Genomic DNA, 24,596 nt, shown 5'->3' on the forward strand with positions numbered 1-24,596 from the left:
GGCGAATTATATATCATTGTCCATCACATATCAGCCGTTTATTATGCCTTTAAATGGCGAAGTCTAAAACCCGTCACAAATAATGTACTAAAATAACTGACTAAGGCAATGCCGATTAGCTTTACTAAGGTTAAAATTTGGCTCGATTTCTCATATTCAAACCATTGCTCTGCGCTCGGGTTAACATACCATATCAACGTCACCATCACTGCAGTTGCTATTAATGATTTAAACGCAAAAATCAGCGTTTTTTGACTAAATTGATAAACGCCATCGGCTTTAAGCTGTCGGTACAACCAAAAAGCGTTGCACGTAGCAGATAATGAGGTTGCAAACGCTAAACCAATATAACCATATTGATAACCTAAGCTAAATGCAAAGACAGCGTTAAACACCATGTTGGCGATCATTGCTCTAATGCCTATTTTAACTGGCGTTTTAGTATCTTGACGGGCGTAAAACCCTGGCGCTAAAATCTTAATCATCATGAAGCTAAGCAAGCCAGTGGCATACGCAATGAGACTATAACTGGCCATTAGAGCATCGCTACTGCTAAATTCACCGTGCATAAAGATAACCGTCACCAATGGCTGCGCCAGCACCATTAAGCCAAGCGCCGCCGGCAGACCCATCATTAAGATCATTCGGACCGCCCAATCCATGGTTTGGCTAAAATCACGCGTTGAGTCACTGCTGTGAAAACGCGACAAACTCGGCAAAATCACCGTCGCTATCGCAATGCCAAACATCCCAAGCGGGAACTCCAACAAACGATCAGAAAAAAACAACCAACTGACTGAGCCGGTAATTAAGAAGGTCGCGATTATAGTATCAAACAACAGGTTAATTTGGCTGACCGACACCCCAAACAAAGCCGGGATCATTAATGTTCTTATTTTTGTGACCCCCGGATCATTCCAGCCCCATTTGGGTTTAACTAACACCTTAGCGCGGTATAAAAAAGGCAATTGAAACAGCAACTGCAACAAACCACCTAAAAACCAGCCCCACGCCAGTCCAATCGCCGTTTCTTCAAAGTGCGGCGCAATATAGAGCGCGGTCGCAATAATAGCGACATTGAGAAAAACCGGGGTAAAAGATGCCACTGCAAATCGCCCCATCGCATTTAAAATGGAACCACTTAGCGCGACCAAGGTAATAAACCATAAGTAAGGAAAGGTAATTTTGAGCATGAGTGAGGCTAGCTCATACTTTTGCGCCGCTTCTGCGTCATTAATCCCGCCAATAAACCAACCAGCCCCAAATAGCGCGATCAATATAGGTGAACCAATTACTCCGACAATCGCCACCACTGTAATAATAGTGCCAAGTGTGCCCGACGCATAAGCAATAAGCTCACGTATTTTATCCTTATCATTTTGATTCTGGTATTCACTTAATACCGGTACAAAGGCTTGAGCAAAAGCTCCTTCAGCAAATAATCGTCGCATAAAATTGGGGATTTTTACCGCTAAGTAATAAACATCGGCATGGGCGCTTGCGCCAAGTAATCCGGCAAGAACGACATCTCGCACTAATCCTAAGACCCTAGATACCAGTGTCATAACACTGACGATAAGGCCAGAACGTAATAATTTTTTACTCAATGGTTTTTCCTGATTTAGTATAACAAGGTTAACTAACGACCAGTCAATAAGTGAACTGACTGCCAATTTTACCTTTATCTGCTGATATTCGTAATTAGTACTAGGACTGCACAATAAATATTGATAGAATTCGGCCGCTATCATAACGGTCAATCTATGAGCTCGCTACTTTTTTCCATTTTAGTGGTGGCTAATTTTGTCTTTTTTGGTATAAATTGACAAATATTGACACAGTTATGTTTTTCTTTTAACAACGCGATTGATATTCGGTCATAAAGCGGGCATACTCCCCGACCTTTAAATAGTATCGCAATAGAACAGTTCTAGGAGTTCACCTTGGCTAATATTAAGTCTGCTAAGAAGCGCGCAATTACATCTGAAAAGAACCGCCAGCATAACGCTAGCCGTCGTTCAATGATGCGCACATTCATGAAAAAAGTACTTGTTGCAATCGCTGCTGGCGATAAAGAAGCTGCAACTAAAGCATTCATTGAAGTTCAACCTATTTTAGATCGTTACGCCACTAAAGGCTTGATCCATAAAAATAAGGCTGCACGTCATAAGACTCGTTTAAGCGCTCAAATCAAAGCACTTTAATCGAAGCTTAGGCTTTAAATAAAAAAACCGACCGCGAGGTCGGTTTTTTTATGTCTGCGTTATGCCTATCAGCAAAGCAACTGAATTAGAATTTAGATCTCGATACATATTACGTAAACTCGCGGTGAATATATCCGTATACGCTCAACTTTTCGTCCATGTAAAATACAGCTTACTCCACATACACCGATCCCTTGACCAATTATCGGCGAATTATTTTCACGTTCATACCGTACAACCCCCACTCATCGACTCTCTTTCATAATCACCACATCACCCGCCCGTTTTCCCTAATTTAACCAATTTACTGTTGGATGAAATTTTTTGTTGAGTTAGCTTGTCTTATTACCTAGATACTAATTAGCATAAGCAACGAGGCCGCCTGTGACCAAAAAATATAATCAAGGACTAACCACCCAAACGCCATGGCAGAGCAAAGATCATCAAGTAACACCCGAAGCCATTTTTAATCAACGCCGCACGCTGATTAAAGCGTTAGGTTTTGGTGCGTTAAGTGCAGGTTTTTCTCATTCGGCTCAAGCCGGTGTTTTCGATTTATTTTCAGATAAAAAAGAGCTCAAAACTTTTGTCACAACGCCCTTATCATTTAGCACCAATAGCAGCTACCCACTGACAGACGCAGCAACTCCACTGAAAAAAGTGATTAGCCACAATAATTTTTACGAATTTGGCACCGCCAAAAATGATCCAGCGGCTAACGCCCAAGGTTTTATCGTTAATCCATGGCAACTAGTGATCGACGGTGAGGTTGAACGACCTATTACCCTTGATTACGACGATTTAACCAAGTTATTTGCTTTAGAGGAACGAACTTATCGATTGCGCTGTGTTGAGGCTTGGTCAATGGTTGTGCCATGGACGGGTTTTTCACTGGCCAGCTTGTTGAAAAAAGCCGGGGTGAAAAGCAGCGCGACTCATGTCGCTTTTGAAACCTTATATGATCCAGAGCAAATGCCAGGGCAAAAAAGTCGACGCGTTGGCGGCGGCATCCATTACCCTTACGTTGAAGGCCTCACGATCGACGAAGCAATGAACGAGCTGTCATTTATGGCGGTCGGACTGTATGGAAAAACCCTGCCACCACAAAATGGCGCACCAATTCGGCTAGTTGTGCCCTGGAAATATGGCTTTAAGAGTATCAAGTCTATTACTCGAATCACCCTCACCCGCAGCCAACCAAAAACTAGCTGGAACCAATTAGCGCCTGGTGAATATGGTTTTTATGCCAACGTAAATCCTGCGGTTGATCATCCCCGTTGGTCACAAGCGAGCGAGCGACGTATTGGAGAAGGCGGATTATTTTCAGCGAAACGGATCGCGACCCAACCTTTTAACGGCTATGGCGAGCAAGTAGCGTCGCTTTATAAAGATTTAGATTTAACTAGGCACTTTTAAATAAGTTCTTTTAACTAAGTGCTTTTAACTAGAGACTTTTAATTAAGCACTTTTAAATAAGTTCTTTTAGATAAGTACTTTTAATCAGGATAACCCAATGCGATTAATGACAAAACATCTAGTGTGGTTAAAGTTGCTGTTTCATACCTTAGCGCTTAGCCCAATTATTATCTTAATCATGTTGGTGTTAAGTGAACAAGCCGGTGGCGATCCCGTTGAATATATTATTCATTATACCGGCATGGGCGCCCTTAATAGCTTGGCGGCAGTATTGTTGATATCGCCAATAGCGAAGAATTTTAAACAAGGACTGCTAATGCAAACGCGGCGGCTGATTGGTTTATATGTGTTTGCTTACGCGAGTTTGCACCTAATGGCATTTATCAGCTTAGATTTATTATTTGAATGGGGTCTGTTTATTGAAGAGGTAATTAAGCGACCGTATATCATCGTAGGCGCCGTTAGTTTTATCATTTTAAGCTTGCTGGCTATTACTTCGTTGAACGTTATTAGGCGAAAGATGGCACAGCGCTGGCAACAGCTGCATAATTTAATTTATTTAGTCGCCTTACTGGTCCCAATTCATTTTTACTGGTCAGTAAAGTCAGAAATTATCGAACCGACTATCTATATTACCCTAATGATTGGCTTGTTGTCGCTACGTAAGTCTAGTTTAACCAAAATAATTAATGGCCTCTCGCTGGCAATAAAACCAAGCAACGCTCGCCAACCATTTGTTAAAAAAACATAAGAAATCAGCCTTAAACTCTAGCCATTAATAACAAAAAAGGCCCTTAATTAAGGGCCTTTTTTATACCAATTCCGTTAAATTAGTGGCCAATTTATCAACAAGGAAAAACGGATGAGAACAAGGCATTCATTTACGTCTGTAGTCATTCTACATAGAAAATAAATAACGCGGTTATCATTTGTTTTAACCGTTAAGAATGATCAGTTAATTATCGGAATTGGTATTATTACTGTTTACGGGTAAAGACCAACTCTTTATCGCTTGATGATAACGGATCAAATTGATAGCCGTCGTAATCAAATTGTTGTAATTGCTCTGGGGTACTAACTCGCTTATCAATCATGTATCGAACCATCATGCCGCGGGCCTTTTTGGCATAAAAGCTGATAATTTTATATTGACCATTTTTATAGTCTTTAAAAACCGGCGTGATAATTTTAGCTTTAATGTCTTTGGTTTTAATCACCTTGAAATATTCGGTCGATGCCAAATTAATTAAAAATTGACTGTCACTAGCGGCCAAGCTTTGATTAATGTTGTCTGTGACCAAACTGCCCCAAAACTGATACAGATTAGTGCCGCGACTATTAGCCAGTTTTGTGCCCATTTCTAATCGATAGGCCTGCATTAAATCAAGTGGTCTTAATACGCCATATAGACCAGACAAAATCCGCAAATGTTGCTGGGCAAAATGTAAGTCATCATCTGACAACTCTTGCGCGCCAAGACCCACATATACATCGCCTTGAAATGCAAAAATCGCCTGCTTAGCATTATCTTTGGTAAACGGGGTTTGCCATTGACCAAACCGCGCGGCATTTAAGCCCGCTAATTTGTCACTTAGCTTCATCAGCGAGGCAATATCAGCCGGGCTCAACGCCTGGCAATCTTTGATCAAAAGCTCGGACTGTGCCAACAGCTGACATTGGCCCGCGTCAATATCGTGGGCCGGACTTTCAAAATCTAGCTTTTTGGCAGGAGAAATAACAGCCAACATATCAATACCTATAAAGTTAAATCACAATAGCTCTATTGTACTGATTGCAACAATGTCGGCAACTAGTTAAATCGTCTTCCCCCTGATTAAACTCTACACATAGCGCAAGCACAGCTAGATAAGCCATAATAATGTGATAAAAATAACGCTTTAACGATAAAAGCTCCAAAATAGACAATAATAGAGACAAATTGACCGATAACCACTGGGGTTATCTCATTTTACATGCTATATCTAATATTAACTAAATTGATTAATAGATCGATGAATCGGCAATTAGCAGCCTGTTTCAATGGCATAAAATAAATTACAATTCAGATAAATTTCACAGTAACTTCTTTTATCATAAGTATTTAGTGGTTATTAGGATTAGGGGCATCAAATGAACAAACTCGAACAACTTAAAGCAATGACTTCTGTCGTTGCCGATACAGGTGATATTGAAGCGATCAAACTGTACCACCCACAAGATGCGACCACCAATCCGTCGCTTATTTTGAAAGCCGCTCAATTACCGCAATATAGCGAATTAGTTAAAAATGCAATTGCGCATGCAAAAACGCAAACGGGTGATCAACAGCAACAATTATCTTACGCCTGTGATCATCTCGCCGTGGCGATTGGCCAAGAAATATTAACCATTATTCCTGGCCGCATTTCAACCGAAGTTGATGCCAGATTATCGTTCGATAAAACGGCTTCAGTGGCTAAAGCCCATCAGTTAGTAGCGATGTATCAAGAAGCTGGTGTCGATAAAAGCCGAATTTTAATTAAACTGGCGTCAACCTGGGAAGGTATCTGTGCCGCTCGAGAATTAGAGCAACAAGGCATAAACTGTAACCTCACCTTGCTCTTTAGTTTTGCTCAAGCGAAAGCTTGTGCTGAAGCTGGCGTATTTTTAATTTCGCCATTTGTTGGCCGGATCCTTGATTGGCATAAAGCTAATTCAGGGAAAACGCAGTACAGCGCCAGTGAAGATCCTGGGGTAGTTTCGGTCACCGAGATTTATCAATATTACAAACAGCATGATTACAATACCGTTGTGATGGGTGCTAGCTTTAGAAATACTGGCGAGATTATTGAGTTGGCGGGTTGTGATAAGTTAACCATCAGCCCAGCGTTACTCGAAGAGCTGTCTAATATGTCTGGCGAAGTAACCAGAAAGCTAATGCCTGAAAATAGCTCGCAACAGACCGCGTTAACGCGTCCAGACCAATTGAGCGAATCTCAGTTCCGCTGGCAGTTTAACGAAGACCCAATGGCAGTTACCAAATTGGCTGAAGGCATCAGAAACTTTGCAATCGATCAAGACAAGCTTGAGCAAATGTTACTGGAAATGTGGTAAGCACCTAAAATAGTACTTTAGTATTATTTTAGGCTAAATAATGAACTTATTGTTGATTGAACGACTTTTGTTGTGTTATCTATAACTTAGGATGCAGCTAAAGGAGTAAACCATGGATAGGTTAGAATTTTCAGCAAACTACGATCAACCAGCAAAACGAGGACGCCCTAAAGGAAGCAAGAAGAAAAAATGGCGAGAAATTGAATTGATTCAAGACCGCCAACGACTTGCTAAAGAGCTCTCTGATCTCGACAACGGGCATGAATACTGTGTAGACGAGCTAGATTTGGATTTTTAATCCCTAGCTATCAACTGTCAACACAATCAGCCCCAATATAAAGCGCCTTACGGCGCTTTATCTATTTTATCCCCGCTAAAAAAAGTACAATAACGCTTTTGATTAGGCAAGATCCAATGCAGTCATTGATATCAACCATAGATCCTAGCTGGCAGCCATTTTTTGAACAACAACTAGCCCAGCCTCAACTCAAGCAACTGTTTGAGTACTTGGCGCAGCAACAAGCCGCGGGTGTTGTCATTTATCCACCACAAGCACTGTGGTTTAGAGCTTTCGAGCTGCCGATAGCGCAAATTAAACTGACCATTATTGGCCAAGATCCTTATTTCAACGCTGGTCAAGCAATGGGCTTATCTTTTAGCGTGCCTCATGGTGAAAAAATTCCGCCAAGTTTAAGAAATATCTATAAAGAATTGACCACCGACATTGGTTTACCTGCCGCTAATCATGGTGACTTAAGTCGCTGGGCCGACCAAGAGGGGATATTTTTACTCAACGCTTCATTAACTGTCGAAGCAGGCAATGCTGGCAGCCACCTAAAACGCGGTTGGCAGCAGTTTACCTTGGCCGCCTTAGATTATATCAACCAACAGTGCCACCACACGGTATTTCTCGCCTGGGGCGCTTTTGCCCATAAGTGTTGTAAAAATATAGATCTTGAGCGTCATCAAGTTATAAAAACATCACACCCGAGCCCACTTGGTGCTTATAAAGTAATGAAAACTGCACCGGCATTTTTGGGCTCGAATTGTTTTTCTGATGCCAATGATTATTTAATCGCGCATCAAAAAAAGCCGATTACTTGGGCAGTTGATTAAGTAATTTATTTAAATATTTAACGGGGATGGCATAGGTGATTGCGCTGGGTTTAGATAAAACATTCTCTTTAGATTGTTTTACAAACACTTTGTTTACTATGCCGTGGACCCGCCCAGTGCGGGGATCATACATTGGACTGCCACTATTGCCCGGATACGCAGTCGCATCAAGTTGGTAAACAAAATAAGGGTTACGTAAACGCTTAAGGCTCGCCAAATTGAGTTGTTTGGCTGAGGCGGCGGGGATCGCAATAGGCGTGATACTAGCAACAATTCCAGTATGAGTTGCTGGGTATAATCCTAATACGCCACCAATGGGAAAACCGGTGAATGCAATATCACTCCCTTCACCTATTAGGTTACTTGCCCCTAACTTAAAAGTAGGTAACGCTTTACCGGAAATTTTCAGCACCGCCAGATCATGCAATGACGAAGACGCGATAACCTTAGCATCACGGAACTGCGGTTTGTTGCCCGTACCAATCAACACCACTAAACGTTCTCGTCCGCCCTCATCAAGCGAGCTCGGGATTACATGTTTATTGGTTACAATATGACGGCCATCCAAAATAGCAAAGCCGGTGCCTCTAAGCGTTAACCTTGGCGAGCCAGTGGGATGAAAAGTACCGATACCGACGATAGCAGGTTTGATTTTTGCGATAGTTTTCGCCAGCTCACCACTGGCAAAAGCACTCGCTGGCCATAACATTACAACAATAAAAAATACCCTGCTCATCCTTAACCATCGTTTTTCAATTGCTGCCATTGTTATCTCCGCAATAAATAATGAAAAAATCACAAAATGTGACTATTCTTTAACTACAGTAATTATAGAAGAGATCCTCAGGATGAGTATTTTTTTCCATCACTTGGTCACCGAAACAGCCAAAACAAAACCCAATAATATCGCGCTAACTTTTCAGCAACAACAGCTAACCTATCAGCAACTTGCCGATGAGATAAGCCGAGTTGCCGCTAAATATCTGACGCTCAATGTTAAGCGTTATGACCGAGTGGCAACCTTTTTACCCAAATGCCCACAAGCGGTAACGGCGCTGTTCGCCACCAGCATGATTAATGCAGTATTTGTACCGATTAACCCAGTCTTAAAGCCCCAACAAGTGAAACACATATTAACCGACTGCAATGTCAAAGTGTTAGTCACTAACAGCGCCCGCGCTAAGCAATTACTGGAGATATTTCCACAATGCCCAGACTTAGTCCAATTGATCATCATTGATCCTAAACCAGCGCAGTTTCACACGATTAATCTCAACATTCAGGCTTGGCCTAACCAAGAACCGGTCACCGAGTTACCGCCCCTTGCCAATGCTACCGATGGTGACATGGCCGCGATCCTGTACACCTCTGGCAGTACTGGTGCAGCAAAAGGGGTGGTATTGTCACATCGGAACCTGATTTGTGGCGCGCAAAGTGTTGCTAGTTATCTTAATAATAGCGCTGAAGATAAAATATTAGCCTTGCTACCTTTAAGTTTTGATTATGGTTTAAGCCAGTTAACAACCGCATTTAATGTTGGCGCGCAATGTGTCTTGATGGACTATTTATTGCCTGGAGATGTCATTAAAGCCGTTGCCAAACATAAAATTACCGGCCTTGCTGCCGTACCGCCATTATGGGCACAATTAGTTAAGTTAAACTGGCCAGCTGAGGCCAGAGATTCGTTACGATATTTCACCAATACGGGTGGCGCGATGCCAGAAGCAGTATTGATTAAAATTCGCCAGATATTCGAACAGGCTACCCCTTATTTAATGTACGGCTTAACCGAAGCATTCCGTTCTAGCTACCTGCCACCTGAATTTGTCGATAGTCACCCGACGTCGATGGGCAAAGCGGTACCCAATGCCGAACTATTGGTTGTTACGAACGATGGCCGTATTGCCGACGATGACGAACCAGGAGAGTTAGTTCACCGTGGACCGCTCGTCAGCTTAGGCTACTGGAATGCCCCCGAAAAAACAGCGCAACGCTTTAAGCCTTTTAGTCAGTCATTATCCGAACTATGTTTGAACGATATTGCGGTTTACTCAGGCGATTGGGTTCGCCGTGATGCCCAAGGTTTTTTATACTTCATTGGTCGCAAAGACGAAATGATCAAATCGTCGGGTTATCGAATCAGTCCTGCTGAAATAGAAGAAGTTGTGTATCAAATAGCCGATGTCGTCGTCGCCGCGGTAGTTGGTATTCCTCACCCTGAACTAGGCCAAGCGGTCGTTGTTATTTATCAAGCTAAAGGGGACAACCAATCGCTCACCGCTGATATCACTCGCCATTGTAAAAAAGAGTTAGCCAATTACATGCAACCATTGCATTATATTAGTCGCGCTGAGATGCCGCACAATGCTAATGGAAAAATTGATAAAACCGTATTAACGGCCGAGTTACAAGATTTATTCAAGGAATGAAAATAATGCCAAATGCCGTACCAAAAGCAATGCTAGAATCCGCGCCAAAAGCAATGAGAAAGCCGACGCCCATTCATGCGCCAATGGAGCAATTTAGCAGCGTGAACGGTCAGCTGATGTTAGGACGTTTCACCATGCGTGATATCGCCAACATGGTTGGTCAAACGCCTTTTTATGCATATGACCGCACCGTAATCAACACGACGGTCAATGCCTTGCGCCAAGCTTTACCTGCGGCAATAGAGTTGCACTATGCGATTAAAGCCAACCCCTATCAGCCCGTGATAAATCACATGGCTTCATTAGTTGATGGTTTTGATGTCGCGTCTGCCGGAGAGATGTTACGGGCACTGCAAACGTCAATGAGCCCCGAAAATATTAGTTTTGCAGGCCCCGGAAAAACTAACCAAGAACTCATCAGCGCCATCACCGCGGGTGTGACATTAAATGTTGAATCAGCCTCAGAACTGACAAAAATCGAGCAGTTAAGTCAGCACCTCAACATTAAGGCTAATGTTGCGCTGCGGGTCAACCCTGCCTTTGAATTAAAATCGTCTGGCATGCAAATGACCGGGGGCGCTAAGCCGTTTGGCATCGACAGCGAGCAAGTCGCCGATTTAATTGTGAAGATAAATAACGGCCCGCTTAATTTTATCGGGTTACACATTTTTAGCGGCTCGCAAAATTTAAAACCTCAAGCATTAATCGAGGCGCACAATCAAACCTTTGCGTTGGCTAGTCAGCTGCTCGAGCAAGCAAATAGCAGCGCGATTAGTATCAATATTGGTGGTGGGTTTGGCATTCCCTATTTCCCAGGTGAGTCACATTTGCCGCTCAGTGAAATTTGCAAAAATTTAGACCGCTTGTTAAATCAATATCAACGACAATTTAGCCAAACAAAAATAGTGATGGAGTTTGGTCGTTATTTAGTTGGCCCCGCTGGCGTTTATGTCTGTGAGGTTATCGATATTAAGCAATCGAGGCAGCAAACTTTTGTAGTCGCTAACGGTGGTCTACATCATCACCTGTCAAATTCAGGAAATTTCGGCCAGGTGATTAGAAAAAATTACCCGGTGGCTGTCGCTAATAAATTAACCGGCCATGAAAATGTGAATGAAACGGTAACCTTAGTGGGTCCTCTTTGTACCCCGCTCGATATTTTAGCCAATAAGGTTCAGCTACCAGCTATTGAGGTCGGAGATTTGATTGTGGTTTATCAATCAGGTGCCTACGGTGCTAGTGCCAGCCCCCAACAATTCTTAGGTCATCCAAATCTTGCTGAAATATTAATTTAGCCTCATGTTTTAAACATAAAACCTCATATATTTCAAATATAAAAAAGGGCCATTGGCCCTTTTTTATTACTTTATAAACTACAACAGACACTACACCATGCACTACAACATAGCCTACAATTAAGTGCTGGCCTGCTCTCTTAACTGCATCAATTGCGATTTTAAATGCTCAGGTATGTCATTGCCTAAATTATTCAATAGCTCTAATGCTTGATTTTTTTGTGCCATCGCAATTAATACTTCGGCTTTATGCAGAGTAAAAGCGATGCCTTGGGGGGCGAGACTAATCGCTTTATCAAATTGAATAACCGCTTGCTGGTATTGTTGCATCTTAAACAGAATCACACCGTAACTGTCGATAACTTGTGGGTTCTTTGGCATTATCGTTAAGGCTTGTTTAATGTATTTCAGCGCTTGTTGATGCTGACCATTTTCTGACAGGCTCCAGGCTAAATTATTCAAATAGGCAGGGTTTTTAGGTACCGCTTTAATAAGCTCTTGATAAAGCCCAATCGCCAGCGGTGAGTTAGTACTAACATATATTGTCGCCAATAATGATTTTACCGAACGATTCAAAGGTTCGGTGACTAAATGATCTTTAAGTACCGTTACCGCCAGATCTGTTTGTTGCAGCTTGATATTACTTTTTGCCAACAACAGCGCATAACGCGCTTTAGGTTCCGCAGTATATGCTTTGGTTAACTGAGTCAGAGCTTGCGGATATTTCTGTTCTCTAAAAAATAGCTCACCTTCAATCGCCGCAATATAACTACGGTTTTTTACATTTTTCTTATAGGTATTAAACAAGCGACGCGCCGAGCCTAACTGGCCATCTAGCATCATTAAATTAATTTTAAGCCCATCAATATTAGTTAAATTACCAAACTTTTTAGCAACCTGTTCAACCAATCGCAGACCATCATTATAACGTCCAAGCTTTTCATGTAGGGCAATTTGCTTTAATAACGGTAAGGGAGAGTTTGGGTTGCGCAGTGCCCACTGCTCAAAAGTTTTCAACGCCTGTTCCGGTTGGCCTGCTAACATCAAAATATCACCGTAACGACGCCAATATGTCTCACTTAATTGCTCTCGAGATTTTATTGAATTTAATAAATCAATGCCTTGCTGCATTTCACCATCAGTAACATGAATAACCGCTCGTTTGAGTAATATCGGCTCCGATTCAGGAAATGCACTATAAGCCTCTTTAAAAACATTTTTATACTGTTCAATATCCTCGGCTTGCTTCAGTATTAGTTTCGCTTTTAATTGCAACGCGGTGAAACGTTGCGGATCCATCACCAACACGTTATTAATATCGATGAGAGCTTGATCGTAATCATCTTGAATCACCCGCAATTTGGCTAAATTATGTAATGCATCGGCATTATTTGGAAATTTAGCCAAATTAGCCTGCAGCATCTTTTCAGCCAAAGCATAGTCTTTATTATAAAATGGGATAATACTTGCGACATTCCAGCCATAAGGCTTATCACTATATTGTTTTTTCAATCGCTCAGCGATATCACGTAATTCGTCAAAACGCTTAGCCAACGCATAAGATGAGCTAACTTGTGGTAGAACTTGCTCAACTAATTCGGCAACAAATAACGACTGAGTTAAGTCATCGAGTCCCTCAGCCATGCCAAGTTTCATTTTTAGCACGCCGCGCTTTAACACTAAAGTTTGATTGTCAGGCAATTGGGTTAGCGCCTGCTCAACGAGTTTCAGTGCCGTTAAGTAATCTTGTGCGATCGTAAATTCATTGGCCGCTAATACATACAAAACGGCATTCTTTTGGTCTGGAGCCGATAAATTGCCCACCGCATCTCGAGCGGTGTTAATGCTGCCGCGTTTAATATTATTAATTATTTGCATGATCTTCGGCCCGATTAAGGTCGTAGTATGCTTGCTGACCCGAGATAAATGACGGTAAGAGGCTTTATAATCTTCTTGGCGAAACAGAACCATGCCCGCAACAAGGTTAGCTTGCACATTACCCGACATCGACTCGAGCGTCACTAGCGCATGTTTTAGCGCTAACTCAATCTCATTATCTTGATAAGCTAACCGAGCAAGTATCACATTAACTACCGGTTGCTTAGCATTAACCTTTAATAGTTTAGCTAACTCTTCCTTAGCACGATTCACGTTATCATTTTTCAATAAGCTATTAATCAGTAATAGGTTTATTTTGCTGACATTAATTTTGGTCAATTCGATATATTTATCGTAAGCAGCGACCGAGCTTGCATAATCAGCTCCGGCATAAGACAGTCCTGCATATAGCAGAACAGCTTCTTCCATTGAAGGGTGATCCTCAAGCAGTGTCTTAACGAGTTCAGTTGCTTGAGCGTAGTCAGTATTAGCAGAAGCCGACATTACTTGTCCTAACCTAGCGTATGCTGCCTCTTCATTAAGGTCATTAGCTAAACTATATTCCGCTAATGCTTGGTCTCGCATGCCTTGGGACATTAATGCCTGCCCGCGTAACACATAAGCAACCACCAGATCATCAGTGGCCAAGTCAGAAGTCACTAAGGGCAAAGCTAATAGCTGCTCAAATTCTTTTTGTTTGAACAGTACCATCGCCAGTGGCATTAGCGACTCTTGCAGTAAAGCTGGCTCGCTAACAGTACGCTGCAATTCCTTTTTTGCTGAAGCATATTGGTTATGTGCCAAATACAACTTGCCCAGTGCCAATCGAACTATAGCGTTAGTAGGATCTTGACGAATAGAATTTTTATACTCAATAATAGCGGCATTGGTATCACCATTTGATTGATGATTTTTAGCTAATTCAAAATACTCCTGACTAGTTTTAGCACCAGTACAACCGCCAACCATCAAACTAGCCACCAGTAACGCTAATGTGAACCTTTTATCTTTTAACATAATTTTTATCCTCTATCCTTGGACAATTGTATTAACAGTATAAATCTCAACTTCACTGCGCCATTGCGCACAGGAAAATGTATGGTTAGCGGCGGCTAGTTTTAGCTCACTGGTCATTTTCTGTGACCACAATTGAGCCCACTGAGAATCGTCAGTAAGCAACTGCATAAATTCTTTGACCACTAAATCTTGGCCACTGGCGATAAAATGCACCTGGCCATTAAATTTAGTTAAACCTTGGCACATATATTCTACAAAATTATCTTGGGTAAACTTATGACTAACCAACGGAGTCGCCGATCTTTTACTGCTGTTTTGCGGTAAATAAATACCCCTAACGGTGCTAAAAAAACCAGTCACTGCGGCAGAGAAATTAAAACGACCCGAGCTTAATTTCCCCCAAAATTCTTTGGACAAAAAGCGTTCAAGATAGTAATACTTGAGCATGGTCTTCGCTTTAGTCTTTGACTGCTCGACCCAAGGGTTAGCGATAAAAATTTGGTTGATTACTGTTGGCTGATGCTGGCTTAAATAGAGTAAAATAGCTGAAGCGCCATCACATAATCCCCACAGGGCAATATGCTTTAGCATCGGACACTGCGCTTGAAACTGCTCTATTGCTGCAGGTATGTCTTGATAAGCAGTTAAAAAATTGCTTAATTGACCATCACTATCACCAATGCCAGCATAATCAAAACGAAAAACCGCGATACCATGGGCTGCCAAAAATCGCGCCAGCAGTACAAACTGGCGATGACTGCCAACGCGTGTTTGCGGCCCGCCAACAATAATGACCACTCCCTGTTTAACTTGGGTTTCATCAGCACAATTAGCCTGATGAACCATACCGGTTAGCCAGTGCTGATGACCTTTGAACACTACCGCAGTCTCATGCATTCAAGCCTCCTAACAAATAACTGATACAGTAATCGCTAAGCTCGGGCACCTGAGTGATTTCTTGTGTTTGCCAAAAGCTATCACCAACAATAAATTGCTCAGTAACGTCATTAAATTTCTGCCAATTGGCAATGGTTTTTTTACTAATCGCTTTAATTTGTTGCGTCGGTGGCTGACCAATCTCGACCCAAGCTAAACTTAAGCTATCAGGTAATTGTTTAAGGTCAAGATAGTTTAATTGGGCTATCGCCTCACTTAGTCCGTGATTTAAATGGTAACCGGCAATTTCAAGCCCACCATTTTTTAATAATTCTTGCTGTAAGTCGGCCATCGTCAATTTGGCCTTAGCATTAATCATGCCCGCCGCTAAACGCAGCCGCATAAATTGCACCATAAATTGCTTACCATTAAGGGCCGGTTGCAATAACACCAAAGGGGCAGCGGGCGAAATCAATTGGTTACAATAGCAATCTAAAGCCAATAATGCTCCGCTACGCAGCCCAATCAGTCCGATAGCAACGTCTGGATCTTGCCTTTGCAACGCAAGATAAAGTGCCCGAATATTTTGTTGCCAAATATCCCAACTGGCTTGACTAAAATCGCCTTCGCTATCTCCGGTACCAAATAAATCAATTAAGCTGACTCTAATATGATGTTGAGCGGCTTGGCGCGCGAAATCAGCCAACATTTTACGGCTTTTATTTGCTTCTTCAGCAAAAGGAGCGATCACAATAACATTTAACCGGATTTTCTGTTCAAGCTCCGGAACAAATTGGGTTATAAATAGCTTGCCGTGAGCTGTATTTAAAAAAAACAGCCGCGGCTTTATTAGCATTTTAGTTCGACAAATGATGTTAATGTACCGATAGTTTCAAAAACTTCGGCGCTTATTTCATCATCATCAATGACAAAGCCGTAGTTCTCCTCTAACTGGGTAATGACAGTAACAACAGCCATTGAGTCGAATTCGGCGATAGCGCCAATTAATGGCGTCGCGTCATCCCAATCACTGATGTCGTCAATTTGAAGGCATTGCTGTAGGATCACCATGATATCGTTAAGCATATAATTCCTTTTAATATTAGTTAGACATGGCGAGACAAAACTAACAATCACTTTCAGCAAGAAAGCTCTGAGTTAGAATGTCCCTTTCTTAACTTCTTTATATAGTATGAGTGACGACAGATTGAACACCATCATCCTTTTAGCGTAAATCATTAGTTCACTCAGCTTTTAGTATTAAATAAATCCAGAAACAAAAACGGCAGCTCCATGAGCTGCCGTTTAATCATTGATATTATTTATTGAGGGTTATTTATGAAATGGCCGCGACAATTCATTAACCGCTTTAATAAATACTCCAGCATGCTCAGGGTCAACATCAAGATGAATACCATGGCCAAGATTGAAAACATGACCGGTATTATCCTGACCAAACTCTTCAAGAATTGTTTGTACTTCTTGACGAATTCGCTCCGGAGAAGCGTATAGCATTGATGGATCCATATTACCTTGTAACGCGACCTTATCACCAATTCGTGCTTTAGCATCGCTAATATCAATAGTCCAATCAAGCGCTACAGCATCACAACCAGTGGCGGCGATTTCTTCGATCCATTGGCCACCATTTTTAGTAAATAGTGTTACCGGTACCTGACGGCCTTCATTTTCGCGTGTTAAACCATCGACAATTTTAGCCATGTAGCGCAATGAGAATTCACGATAATCTCGTGGCGATAAAATACCGCCCCAAGTATCAAAAATCATCACTGATTGCGCGCCTGCTGCAATTTGGGCATTTAAGTATAAAATAACTGAATCTGCTAATTTATCGAGTAACAGGTGCAAAGTTTTTGGCTCAGCAAACGCCATTTTTTTGATCTTGGTAAAGGCTTTAGAGGTGCCGCCTTCAATCATATAAGTAGCCAGAGTCCATGGGCTGCCTGAGAAACCAATTAACGGCACTTCGCCATTTAGCTCGCGGCGGATAGTGCGCACCGCATTCATCACATAACCAAGCTCATCTTCCGGATCAGGAATGCCTATTTTTTTAACATCAGCTAACGAGGTGATTGGGCGCTCGAACTTTGGCCCTTCGCCTGTTTCGAAAAACAAGCCTAAGCCCATTGCGTCTGGCACAGTTAAAATATCTGAGAATAAAATCGCGGCGTCCAAATCATAACGACGTAACGGCTGCATCGTCACTTCGCAAGCAAAGTCAGCATCACGGCACAATGACATAAAATCACCAGCATGAGCACGCAACTCACGATATTCAGGTAAATAACGCCCAGCTTGACGCATCATCCATACTGGAGTTTGATCGACCGGTTGCTTTAACAGCGCACGAAGATAGCGGTCATTTTTTAGCGGAACCATGAAATCATCCTAACATTAAGTAAATATAAATTTGCGACATTGTACCATTGCCTAAGCTAAAAAAACTATCCCAGATCAAGATGACTATCGCGTTAGATAACATCTGTTAAATAACGCAAGCTGTGGTGAGATAATCAGCCATTATCGGCAAATTAAAGCGCAACAATTAGTCTTGCTGGTGCAAAATGTGGTCAATCAACTGCTTGGCAATCGAGTGAGGTCCTGGCAATTGCGGTAAATTGTCAGCATCGTACCAATCAGCGGCCGATAATTCATTGTCATCAATTGATATTTCGCCGGATTTATAATCGGCAATATATGCAATCATCATATTATGTGGGAAAGGCCAAGGCTGAGAGCCGAAATAGCGAATATTATCAACTTCGAGTCCAACCTCTTCTTTGACTTCGCGAGCAACTGTTTGTTCTAACGTTTCACCCACTTCAACAAAGCCCGCTAACACCGAATATACTCCGCCAATATTACGTTTGTTTTGAGCCAGCAATAATTTGCCATCTTTGATCACAGCCATCATCACCGCAGGTGAAACTCGTGGGTAAGCACGATGACCACATGGCTGGCATTGCATCGCGACTTCCCATGCAATAGCTTTCATTTGCTGACCACATTGACCACAGTATTTATGCGTACGAATAAAGTTAGCGACCTGCCAAGCTCGCCCAGCCATTAAAAACAACTCGGGGGGCATCAAGCCCATTGCTGCGCGTAACCCTGTCCATTGCCCGTCAGAACAATCGAACTGCTGATGCTGTAAATCAATTAAAATACACGACTTTTGCTGATAGTAACCTAAGTGATAACACGGTGAGTTTTCATCAACATTAAGCCCTAGCTGATTGAGTGCACCTTGAGGTAATGTTGCATCTTGGTCGAGGGTCCATAATTGATCATCTTGGCAAATGAACCAAAGTGCTTTACGGGCAGGATTAAGTTTATTGATTTTTTTCATAAGCTTCCCAGCATAATATTCTATGTTTTTTAATGGATATTTATGACAGATATTATAACGGGCGAATTTAGTGGTGAATAGCAATTAGATAAAATCTTTTTACGAGTTAAGCTCAAAAAAAATCAATGTTTTCAAAACGTTTATTGTTATTTAATTAACGCCAGGCATTTAATATGCTTAAAGTTTAACGCCGATGTGTCAGCGCTATAGCGCAATAATCTAGCCAAGTATTTAAGATCTAAATCAAAACCAAAGACAGTTATTGTTGATTTGCACCAAGCCTTGCCTTACATTGGGATTATAAACAATAAAATCAAAGGAGACTCTTCATGCTCACAAAAATTGAATATGCACAGCAGCAATGGGGAGGTTCAAACGCACTGATTGATACTTGGCTCGGTAAACGCCAAGAGCTTATTGTAAATTATTGCCAAATTGCGGGCTTACCTCCGTTTGAAATAAAAACACAAGCACTACCAGCCCCTGATGATATCCATGAGTTTTGCAACAAACTTGTTGATTATGTCTCGACCGGTCATTTTGAAATATATAAAGAATTGGTTTCATGCTGTGAAATCCATGGTAAAGATAGCCTCAGTAAAATCGACCAAATTATTCCTCAAATTACTGATACCACTGACATGTCGTTAGAGTTTAGCGATAAGTATGCAGAAAGCTTAGATGAACCTCTTGAGCTATTCGACCGTCACCTATCAACCTTAATTGAGGGGTTAGAACGACGTTTTGAACTGGAAGATCGGTTATTATCGACGTTATTTGAAAAACATACCAACCCTGCCTAACGTCGCTTGCTAAACGTATTTTTGGCTTAGGGCTGCTGCGCTTTGCCTCGATCATGGTGATACAAAATATCAAGATCAAAAAAGGGCTATTCAATAATATGAATAGCCCTTTTTGTGTTCGCTCAGCCGTCGTATTACTTAACTACTTCTAGCAGTTCAACTTCAAATACTAGTGTTGAATTAGCAGGAATAGTTGGCGTATCACGTTCTCCGTAAGCTAAGTCAGATGGAATGGTAAATTTGAATTTAGCACCAGGCTTCATTAGTTGCACGCCTTCAGTCCAGCCTTTAATCACCCCATTTAATGGGAATGTTGCAGGTTCACCACGATCGTATGAACTATCAAATGGCGTACCGTCGATTAATGTGCCTTTGTAATGCACGGTAACTTTATCAGTTGCAACTGGTGAGTCTCCTTCGCCTTGAGTCATCACTTCGTACTGTAAACCTGACTCAGTAGTAACAACACCTTCATTTTTACCATTAAGTGCCAAGTAATCAGTGCCCGCTTGCTTAACTTTAGCGCCTGCTTCTTTCGCTTGCGCTTCAAACAAGGCTGATAACTTTTTACTAAACGTTTCTAACGTCTCATTAACTTGCTTTTCGTCTAACTCAGACTTGCCAGCTAAGCTGTCAGATACCCCTTGAGCAATCAGAGTGCGGTCAATAGTCACGCCTACTTCTTCTTGCTTTTTAACGCTTTGCTCAAGGTATTGCGCCATAGAAACACCAATCGCGTAAGCCGCTTTTTGGTCATCATTTTCAAAAACGAACTGTTGAACTTCAGGAGCAGCCACTACCGCTTGCTCTTCTTTGTCATTACAAGCAGCAACAGCTAACAGTGCCGCTGCCACAGCAGATATTTTAATCAATTTGTTCATTACATTACCTTTAGTTATATATTTCTATCTTTAGATTATGAAGATCTAGACGAATAATTTATTTCAACGCAGATGTTATGCCATATCAATTGGGGTTGATTCAAGCATTTTCAAGCAATTAGTATTGATTAGCAGCTCAAATACCTATTATCATGAAAATTAAGTCACACAATAACTGCACTGTTTATATTCAAACAGCGCAATATTATTTTTAACACCTTGGGACAACCCGATGCTAAAGCTCACCCTCGCGATTTTTTCAATCTTAGTACTGACTGGCTGTAGTGGTCAAAACGATCCAGATAAATATTGGCAACATTCTGGCACTGGCGCATTAGCCGCAGCGATTTCGCAAGACGCGACATTGGCACTCGTTTCATCAAATGCCCATGGTTTAATTCTATGGGACTTAACCAGCAATACTCAAATTCACCGCTGGAGCCAAGGTGACGATAATTTAGTGTTATTTACCGATATTTCAGATAACAATAAATATGCGGTGTCTGCCGACAAAACGACTTTTGTGGTATGGGAAGTTAGCAGTGGCAAGGCCTTAACTTATACCAAGATTAGAGAGTCTGCCATTCGTGATATTGCGATTGCTAATAACGGCGATTTATTGATTGGCAAAGTCAACGGGGTGGTAGTGCATGTCAATATCTTTAGCGGCCGCCGCATTGAATTTTTAGGCCATAGTGAAAAGATTAACTCAATCGACATTTCGCCCAATGGTCGCTATGCACTTACTGGCAGCAATGATTACAGCGCCCTGCTGTGGGACACAAAATCAGCTCAGATCATCCATCGGTTTATTCACCCAAGCCGAGTTTCTAAAGTCGTGCTTGAGCCCAAAGGCCGCTATGCATTTACCGCCGACAGCAAACGACTTTCAGCAATATGGGATCTTAAAACCGGCAAAGAAGTTAGCCGCTTACAATACATGTCTCGTTCAAGAATTTTTAGCGCGGTTCGGTTCAGTCAAGACGCCAAGCAGCTATTTACCGGTAACCCGGGGCGGTTACTTAATCGCTGGGATGTCGCCAGCGGCCAACAACTACAGCAGTGGCAAGTACAGCCGCGTGAAGATTCTCGCCCACCCAGCTCAGTAATTTATTCCATTGGTGAAACGAAATCAGGTAAACTAGTCACCGAAAGCAGCTCTGGCTATGCCGAGTTTTGGAGTTATTAAGATCGAGGTATCGATGAACGAACAAGCACAACAGCGGTTAACGGAACTCGAAATGAAAGTCGCGTTCCAAGATGAAACTATTAATGTTTTAAGTGATGAAATAGCGACGCTTAATGAAGCGCTAGATCGTCAACGCACTCAGCTCGAATATTTAGCAAGTCGCTTAGGCGATATAGCGCAACCTGAACAGGGCAGCCAAACCGCCGAGCCGCCACCACCACATTATTAATCTAGCCTTAAATAAATGGCCGTTTATTCGGGTTTAAATATCCCGATCACCTGATCCGGTGCCTGAGCGGCCTTAGCTACCTCGTTGCTTACTTGCGACTGTTGATGATGACATTCAACACATTCAATTTTTTCTACATCATTTTCCATAAACAGCATAATGCTATCCATCGCTTTACATTTAGGGCAGCTTGCGCCAGCAATAAAGCGTTTTTTTAGTCGCGATGACATCCCATAGTCTCCAATGTTTTTATCGGTCAAGTATCCCATAAATTATCCGACAAGTTTATCACAGCAGCTAGGAGAACGTCGCGGATTAAGCTATTATGCCCCCCACTTTTATTTTAAATTTGTGCCCAATGATAGTTATTAAAGATCTGCAGTTGCTGCGTGGCGGCAAGACCCTACTCGATAAAGCCAATGCCACCATCTACCCCGGAACCAAGGTTGGTTTGGTTGGTTCAAACGGTTGTGGCAAGTCGAGTTTATTTGCCTTAATGCGTGGGCAACTGCATCAAGATCTTGGCGACTTTTCATTTCCATCACAATGGCAGGTTGCTTGGGTAAAACAAGAAACGCCGGCCGACAATACCAGCGCGCTCGATTACTGTATTGACGGCGATACCCAGTACCGTCAGTTTGAGCAGCGCTTAGTCGCCGCAGAGCAAACTGATGACGGTCATCAAATTGCAGAAATGCATGCTGCCATTGATAATATCAACGGTTATAGCATTGCCGCGCGTGCTGGTGAATTACTGCATGGACTTGGTTTTAGCGACCAACAGCTGCATTTGCCCGTGTCGAGCTTTTCAGGGGGCTGGCGAATGCGCCTTAACCTTGCCCAAGCACTGCTATGCCGCTCTGATTTATTATTGCTTGATGAGCCCACTAACCACCTCGATTTAGACACGGTATTGTGGTTAGAAAAATGGCTCCAAAATTACCCTGGCACCTTGGTCTTAATTTCTCATGATCGTGACTTTCTCGATAATGTTGTTAACCAAATAGCCCACATTGAGCAGCAAACGATCTTTAATTACAGCGGTAATTACAGCGCCTTTGAACGCCTGCGCAGTGAAAAGCTTGCTTTGCAGCAAAGCATGCATGAAAAGCAAGTTAAAGAACGCGCCCACATGCAAAGTTTTGTTGACCGTTTCCGCTATAAAGCCAGCAAAGCCAAGCAGGCTCAAAGCAGACTTAAAGCGCTCGAAAAACTGTCTTTGATTGGTCCTGCTCACGTTGACAGCCAATTTACGTTCAAGTTTTTCCAACCGGACCAATTGCCAACACCATTAATTCAAATGGAAAAGTTGTCGGCGGGTTACGGTGAGATTGAAATATTGAAATCGATTAAGCTTAATTTAGTGCCAGGCTCGCGCATTGGTTTGCTTGGTCGTAACGGCGCTGGTAAGTCGACCCTGATTAAGTTATTAGCCGGTGAAATAAACCAGCAAGCTGGTAAGCTTATTCGTGCTGGTGATTTAACCATAGGTTATTTCGCCCAGCATCAACTTGACGCACTGCGCAAGCAAGATACCGCTTTAGAGCATATGGTGCGGTTAGCCCCAGACAAAAACGAGCAAGAACTGCGTAATTACCTTGGCAGCTTTGGTTTTATTGGCGACATGGCTACGACAGCAATCGCGCCATTTTCAGGCGGCGAAAAAGCGCGGCTGGCACTGGCAATCTTAACGTGGCAACGACCTAATCTATTATTACTTGATGAACCAACCAACCACCTCGATATCGAGATGCGCTTGGCGCTAACCATGTCATTGCAAGAATTTAGCGGCGCGATGGTAATCGTGTCGCACGATCGCCATTTATTACGGGCTACTACCGATGAGTTTTACCTCGTTGACAACCAAAAAGTAGAGCCCTTTGCTGGCGATTTAGATGACTATCATCGCTGGCTTAGTGAGCAACAAAAAGAGCAGCGCGCCGCCGACAAATTGGCAATATCGAGTAAAAAGTCGAGCGAAAAACCGAGCGAAATTAAAATTGATCGCAAAGAACTAAAACGTAAACAGGCCGAGTTTCGCAAATTAATCCAGCCACTCAAAAAGCAGTTTACCAAGGTTGATTTGGACATGGAACGTCATACAGTACAGCTCTCTGAAATAGAGCAGCAACTGGCGGACCCAGAGTTATATCAAGCCGAGAATAAAGCGAAACTATCGCCATTGCTGCTGCAACAAGGCGAATTAAAGTCAACGATGGAAGATCTAGAAATGCAATGGCTCGATCTGCAAGAACAGATTGACCAGCAAGAAGCAGACTTTAACTTGGCCTGTGGCGTTTAATGAATACGGCCTACCACAGCGACAGTCACATTCAACTTGACCCCGCTGAGCTGTGGCAATACAGCCTAGATCATTACGCCAAGGTTGATGACTTGTTATTGGCGCTGCAAGACCAATATCAACTGAACATTAATCTGTTTTTACTTTGTGGTTATGCCCAGCAACAAGGCTGTGCGATTGATGAAATGCAGTTAGCAAACTTAGTGGCCCAGTGTCAGCAGTGGCAAGAGCAACTTATTAGCCCTTTTAGAGCGCTCAGGCGCTCACTGAAGGTTAGCATTAGCCAAACTGATTATCAGGCGATGTTAACCATGGAGCTTGCCTTAGAAAAGCAGCAACAGTATCAATTGGTTAACAGTTTGCCCGAACTGCCAACCAACAACCCAGAAGCTCAGGCCAATATTCTAAGTTGTTTAATCTTTAGCGGCATCGCCTTAGAGCAGTTAACAGAACAACAAATGGGTCAGTTAATGACCATTAACGATTAAATCAGGAACC

The 24,596-nt window shown here is 42.4% G+C and carries 24 protein-coding genes; 13 read left to right on the top strand and 11 right to left on the bottom strand.

Annotated features, from left to right (window positions below; translation table 11 throughout):
• Positions 1 to 41: 41 nt before the first annotated feature.
• Positions 42 to 1,751: a murein biosynthesis integral membrane protein MurJ gene (gene murJ, locus HRU23_08875; protein ID NRA54240.1), complete on the bottom strand. Its 1,710-nt coding sequence runs from the start codon at positions 1,749 to 1,751 to the stop codon at positions 42 to 44.
• 192 nt (positions 1,752 to 1,943) lie between these two features.
• Here murJ and rpsT point away from each other — a divergent pair, with 192 nt between their 5' ends.
• The 3 genes from rpsT (at position 1,944) to msrQ (ending at position 4,371) form a co-directional block, all read left to right on the top strand.
• Positions 1,944 to 2,204, top strand: a complete 261-nt coding sequence (rpsT, locus tag HRU23_08880) for a 30S ribosomal protein S20 (GenBank protein NRA54241.1) — start codon at positions 1,944 to 1,946, stop codon at positions 2,202 to 2,204.
• A gap of 384 nt (positions 2,205 to 2,588) precedes the next feature.
• Positions 2,589 to 3,620, top strand: coding sequence for a protein-methionine-sulfoxide reductase catalytic subunit MsrP (gene msrP / locus HRU23_08885; GenBank protein NRA54242.1), 1,032 nt, complete (start codon positions 2,589 to 2,591; stop codon positions 3,618 to 3,620).
• A gap of 97 nt (positions 3,621 to 3,717) precedes the next feature.
• Positions 3,718 to 4,371 (top strand): protein-methionine-sulfoxide reductase heme-binding subunit MsrQ, encoded by a 654-nt coding sequence (gene msrQ, locus HRU23_08890; GenBank protein ID NRA54243.1) that lies wholly within the window; start codon positions 3,718 to 3,720, stop codon positions 4,369 to 4,371.
• 226 nt (positions 4,372 to 4,597) lie between these two features.
• Here msrQ and yaaA read toward each other — a convergent pair whose 3' ends face one another.
• Complete coding sequence (yaaA, locus tag HRU23_08895) at positions 4,598 to 5,368, bottom strand: peroxide stress protein YaaA (protein NRA54244.1); 771 nt, start codon at positions 5,366 to 5,368, stop codon at positions 4,598 to 4,600.
• 382 nt (positions 5,369 to 5,750) lie between these two features.
• On the opposite strand from yaaA, the gene tal reads away from it, so the two are divergent.
• From tal to ung, 3 genes are all read left to right on the top strand, one after another.
• The gene (gene tal, locus HRU23_08900) at positions 5,751 to 6,713 is read left to right on the top strand and encodes a transaldolase (GenBank protein ID NRA54245.1); all 963 of its coding nucleotides are present in this window, start codon (positions 5,751 to 5,753) and stop codon (positions 6,711 to 6,713) included.
• 112 nt (positions 6,714 to 6,825) lie between these two features.
• Positions 6,826 to 7,011, top strand: coding sequence for a DUF3545 family protein (locus HRU23_08905; protein NRA54246.1), 186 nt, complete (start codon positions 6,826 to 6,828; stop codon positions 7,009 to 7,011).
• 116 nt (positions 7,012 to 7,127) lie between these two features.
• On the top strand, positions 7,128 to 7,829 hold the full coding sequence (ung, locus tag HRU23_08910) for a uracil-DNA glycosylase (GenBank protein ID NRA54247.1): 702 nt from the start codon (positions 7,128 to 7,130) through the stop codon (positions 7,827 to 7,829).
• Here ung and HRU23_08915 read toward each other — a convergent pair.
• Positions 7,810 to 8,565: a trypsin-like peptidase domain-containing protein gene (locus tag HRU23_08915; protein ID NRA54248.1), complete on the bottom strand. Its 756-nt coding sequence runs from the start codon at positions 8,563 to 8,565 to the stop codon at positions 7,810 to 7,812. The two genes, ung and HRU23_08915, sit on opposite strands and share 20 nt — an antisense overlap.
• A 112-nt stretch (positions 8,566 to 8,677) precedes the next feature.
• Between HRU23_08915 and HRU23_08920 the strand changes: the two genes are divergently transcribed.
• Entirely contained in the window at positions 8,678 to 10,258 is a 1,581-nt protein-coding gene (locus HRU23_08920) for an acyl-CoA ligase (AMP-forming), exosortase A system-associated (GenBank protein ID NRA54249.1), read from the top strand.
• A gap of 53 nt (positions 10,259 to 10,311) precedes the next feature.
• Positions 10,312 to 11,553, top strand: a complete 1,242-nt coding sequence (locus tag HRU23_08925) for a pyridoxal-dependent decarboxylase, exosortase A system-associated (protein NRA54250.1) — start codon at positions 10,312 to 10,314, stop codon at positions 11,551 to 11,553.
• 120 nt (positions 11,554 to 11,673) lie between these two features.
• Here the strand turns inward: HRU23_08925 and prsT are convergent, their stop codons facing one another.
• The 6 genes from prsT to nudC form a co-directional block, all read right to left on the bottom strand.
• On the bottom strand, positions 11,674 to 14,448 hold the full coding sequence (prsT, locus tag HRU23_08930; protein NRA54251.1) for a PEP-CTERM system TPR-repeat protein PrsT: 2,775 nt from the start codon (positions 14,446 to 14,448) through the stop codon (positions 11,674 to 11,676).
• Between the two features lie 12 nt (positions 14,449 to 14,460).
• Positions 14,461 to 15,345 carry a hydrolase 1, exosortase A system-associated gene (locus HRU23_08935; GenBank protein NRA54252.1) on the bottom strand — a complete coding sequence of 295 codons (885 nt, stop codon included), beginning with the start codon at positions 15,343 to 15,345 and terminating at the stop codon, positions 14,461 to 14,463.
• Positions 15,338 to 16,180, bottom strand: coding sequence for a hydrolase 2, exosortase A system-associated (locus tag HRU23_08940; GenBank protein NRA54253.1), 843 nt, complete (start codon positions 16,178 to 16,180; stop codon positions 15,338 to 15,340). The genes HRU23_08935 and HRU23_08940 overlap by 8 nt, the downstream gene beginning before the upstream one ends.
• Positions 16,174 to 16,410 carry an acyl carrier protein gene (locus HRU23_08945; GenBank protein NRA54254.1) on the bottom strand — a complete coding sequence of 79 codons (237 nt, stop codon included), beginning with the start codon at positions 16,408 to 16,410 and terminating at the stop codon, positions 16,174 to 16,176. Before HRU23_08945 ends, HRU23_08940 begins: the two co-directional genes overlap by 7 nt.
• Before the next feature lie 246 nt (positions 16,411 to 16,656).
• The gene (gene hemE, locus HRU23_08950; protein ID NRA54255.1) at positions 16,657 to 17,724 is read right to left on the bottom strand and encodes a uroporphyrinogen decarboxylase; all 1,068 of its coding nucleotides are present in this window, start codon (positions 17,722 to 17,724) and stop codon (positions 16,657 to 16,659) included.
• A 166-nt stretch (positions 17,725 to 17,890) separates the two neighbouring features.
• Positions 17,891 to 18,694 carry an NAD(+) diphosphatase gene (gene nudC / locus HRU23_08955; protein NRA54256.1) on the bottom strand — a complete coding sequence of 268 codons (804 nt, stop codon included), beginning with the start codon at positions 18,692 to 18,694 and terminating at the stop codon, positions 17,891 to 17,893.
• Positions 18,695 to 19,023: 329 nt separating this feature from the next.
• On the opposite strand from nudC, the gene rsd reads away from it, so the two are divergent.
• Entirely contained in the window at positions 19,024 to 19,497 is a 474-nt protein-coding gene (gene rsd, locus HRU23_08960) for a sigma D regulator (GenBank protein ID NRA54257.1), read from the top strand.
• 134 nt (positions 19,498 to 19,631) lie between these two features.
• Here rsd and fkpA read toward each other — a convergent pair whose 3' ends face one another.
• Positions 19,632 to 20,378: an FKBP-type peptidyl-prolyl cis-trans isomerase gene (fkpA, locus tag HRU23_08965; protein ID NRA54258.1), complete on the bottom strand. Its 747-nt coding sequence runs from the start codon at positions 20,376 to 20,378 to the stop codon at positions 19,632 to 19,634.
• Between the two features lie 232 nt (positions 20,379 to 20,610).
• Here fkpA and HRU23_08970 point away from each other — a divergent pair, with 232 nt between their 5' ends.
• A complete protein-coding gene (locus HRU23_08970; protein NRA54259.1) occupies positions 20,611 to 21,567 on the top strand; it encodes a hypothetical protein in 957 nt (318 codons plus the stop codon).
• 13 nt (positions 21,568 to 21,580) lie between these two features.
• On the top strand, positions 21,581 to 21,796 hold the full coding sequence (locus HRU23_08975) for a SlyX family protein (protein NRA54260.1): 216 nt from the start codon (positions 21,581 to 21,583) through the stop codon (positions 21,794 to 21,796).
• A gap of 23 nt (positions 21,797 to 21,819) precedes the next feature.
• Here HRU23_08975 and HRU23_08980 read toward each other — a convergent pair whose 3' ends face one another.
• Positions 21,820 to 22,026, bottom strand: coding sequence for a YheV family putative metal-binding protein (locus HRU23_08980; GenBank protein ID NRA54261.1), 207 nt, complete (start codon positions 22,024 to 22,026; stop codon positions 21,820 to 21,822).
• Positions 22,027 to 22,154: 128 nt separating this feature from the next.
• Here HRU23_08980 and HRU23_08985 point away from each other — a divergent pair, with 128 nt between their 5' ends.
• Together HRU23_08985 and HRU23_08990 are read left to right on the top strand one after the other, a co-directional pair.
• Positions 22,155 to 24,098, top strand: a complete 1,944-nt coding sequence (locus HRU23_08985) for an ABC transporter ATP-binding protein (protein NRA54262.1) — start codon at positions 22,155 to 22,157, stop codon at positions 24,096 to 24,098.
• Positions 24,098 to 24,586, top strand: coding sequence for a TIGR02444 family protein (locus tag HRU23_08990; protein ID NRA54263.1), 489 nt, complete (start codon positions 24,098 to 24,100; stop codon positions 24,584 to 24,586). The genes HRU23_08985 and HRU23_08990 overlap by 1 nt, the downstream gene beginning before the upstream one ends.
• Positions 24,587 to 24,596 lie beyond the last annotated feature (10 nt).

This window comes from Gammaproteobacteria bacterium (assembly GCA_013214945.1).
In the GTDB taxonomy this organism is placed as follows: domain Bacteria; phylum Pseudomonadota; class Gammaproteobacteria; order Enterobacterales; family Psychrobiaceae; genus Psychrobium.

Bases quoted from the DNA above. Each gene is read 5' to 3' on its own strand.
- murJ (NRA54240.1), bottom strand. From the start codon at position 1,751: ATGATAGCGGCCGAATTCTATCAATATTTATTGTGCAGTCCTAGTACT.
- msrQ (NRA54243.1), top strand. From the start codon at position 3,718: ATGCGATTAATGACAAAACATCTAGTGTGGTTAAAGTTGCTGTTTCAT.
- yaaA (NRA54244.1), bottom strand. From the start codon at position 5,368: ATGTTGGCTGTTATTTCTCCTGCCAAAAAGCTAGATTTTGAAAGTCCG.
- tal (NRA54245.1), top strand. From the start codon at position 5,751: ATGAACAAACTCGAACAACTTAAAGCAATGACTTCTGTCGTTGCCGAT.
- HRU23_08905 (NRA54246.1), top strand. From the start codon at position 6,826: ATGGATAGGTTAGAATTTTCAGCAAACTACGATCAACCAGCAAAACGA.
- ung (NRA54247.1), top strand. From the start codon at position 7,128: ATGCAGTCATTGATATCAACCATAGATCCTAGCTGGCAGCCATTTTTT.
- HRU23_08915 (NRA54248.1), bottom strand. From the start codon at position 8,565: ATGAGCAGGGTATTTTTTATTGTTGTAATGTTATGGCCAGCGAGTGCT.
- HRU23_08920 (NRA54249.1), top strand. From the start codon at position 8,678: ATGAGTATTTTTTTCCATCACTTGGTCACCGAAACAGCCAAAACAAAA.
- HRU23_08925 (NRA54250.1), top strand. From the start codon at position 10,312: ATGAGAAAGCCGACGCCCATTCATGCGCCAATGGAGCAATTTAGCAGC.
- prsT (NRA54251.1), bottom strand. From the start codon at position 14,448: ATGTTAAAAGATAAAAGGTTCACATTAGCGTTACTGGTGGCTAGTTTG.
- HRU23_08935 (NRA54252.1), bottom strand. From the start codon at position 15,345: ATGCATGAGACTGCGGTAGTGTTCAAAGGTCATCAGCACTGGCTAACC.
- HRU23_08940 (NRA54253.1), bottom strand. From the start codon at position 16,180: ATGCTAATAAAGCCGCGGCTGTTTTTTTTAAATACAGCTCACGGCAAG.
- HRU23_08945 (NRA54254.1), bottom strand. From the start codon at position 16,410: ATGCTTAACGATATCATGGTGATCCTACAGCAATGCCTTCAAATTGAC.
- hemE (NRA54255.1), bottom strand. From the start codon at position 17,724: ATGGTTCCGCTAAAAAATGACCGCTATCTTCGTGCGCTGTTAAAGCAA.
- nudC (NRA54256.1), bottom strand. From the start codon at position 18,694: ATGAAAAAAATCAATAAACTTAATCCTGCCCGTAAAGCACTTTGGTTC.
- rsd (NRA54257.1), top strand. From the start codon at position 19,024: ATGCTCACAAAAATTGAATATGCACAGCAGCAATGGGGAGGTTCAAAC.
- fkpA (NRA54258.1), bottom strand. From the start codon at position 20,378: ATGAACAAATTGATTAAAATATCTGCTGTGGCAGCGGCACTGTTAGCT.
- HRU23_08970 (NRA54259.1), top strand. From the start codon at position 20,611: ATGCTAAAGCTCACCCTCGCGATTTTTTCAATCTTAGTACTGACTGGC.
- HRU23_08975 (NRA54260.1), top strand. From the start codon at position 21,581: ATGAACGAACAAGCACAACAGCGGTTAACGGAACTCGAAATGAAAGTC.
- HRU23_08980 (NRA54261.1), bottom strand. From the start codon at position 22,026: ATGTCATCGCGACTAAAAAAACGCTTTATTGCTGGCGCAAGCTGCCCT.
- HRU23_08985 (NRA54262.1), top strand. From the start codon at position 22,155: ATGATAGTTATTAAAGATCTGCAGTTGCTGCGTGGCGGCAAGACCCTA.
- HRU23_08990 (NRA54263.1), top strand. From the start codon at position 24,098: ATGAATACGGCCTACCACAGCGACAGTCACATTCAACTTGACCCCGCT.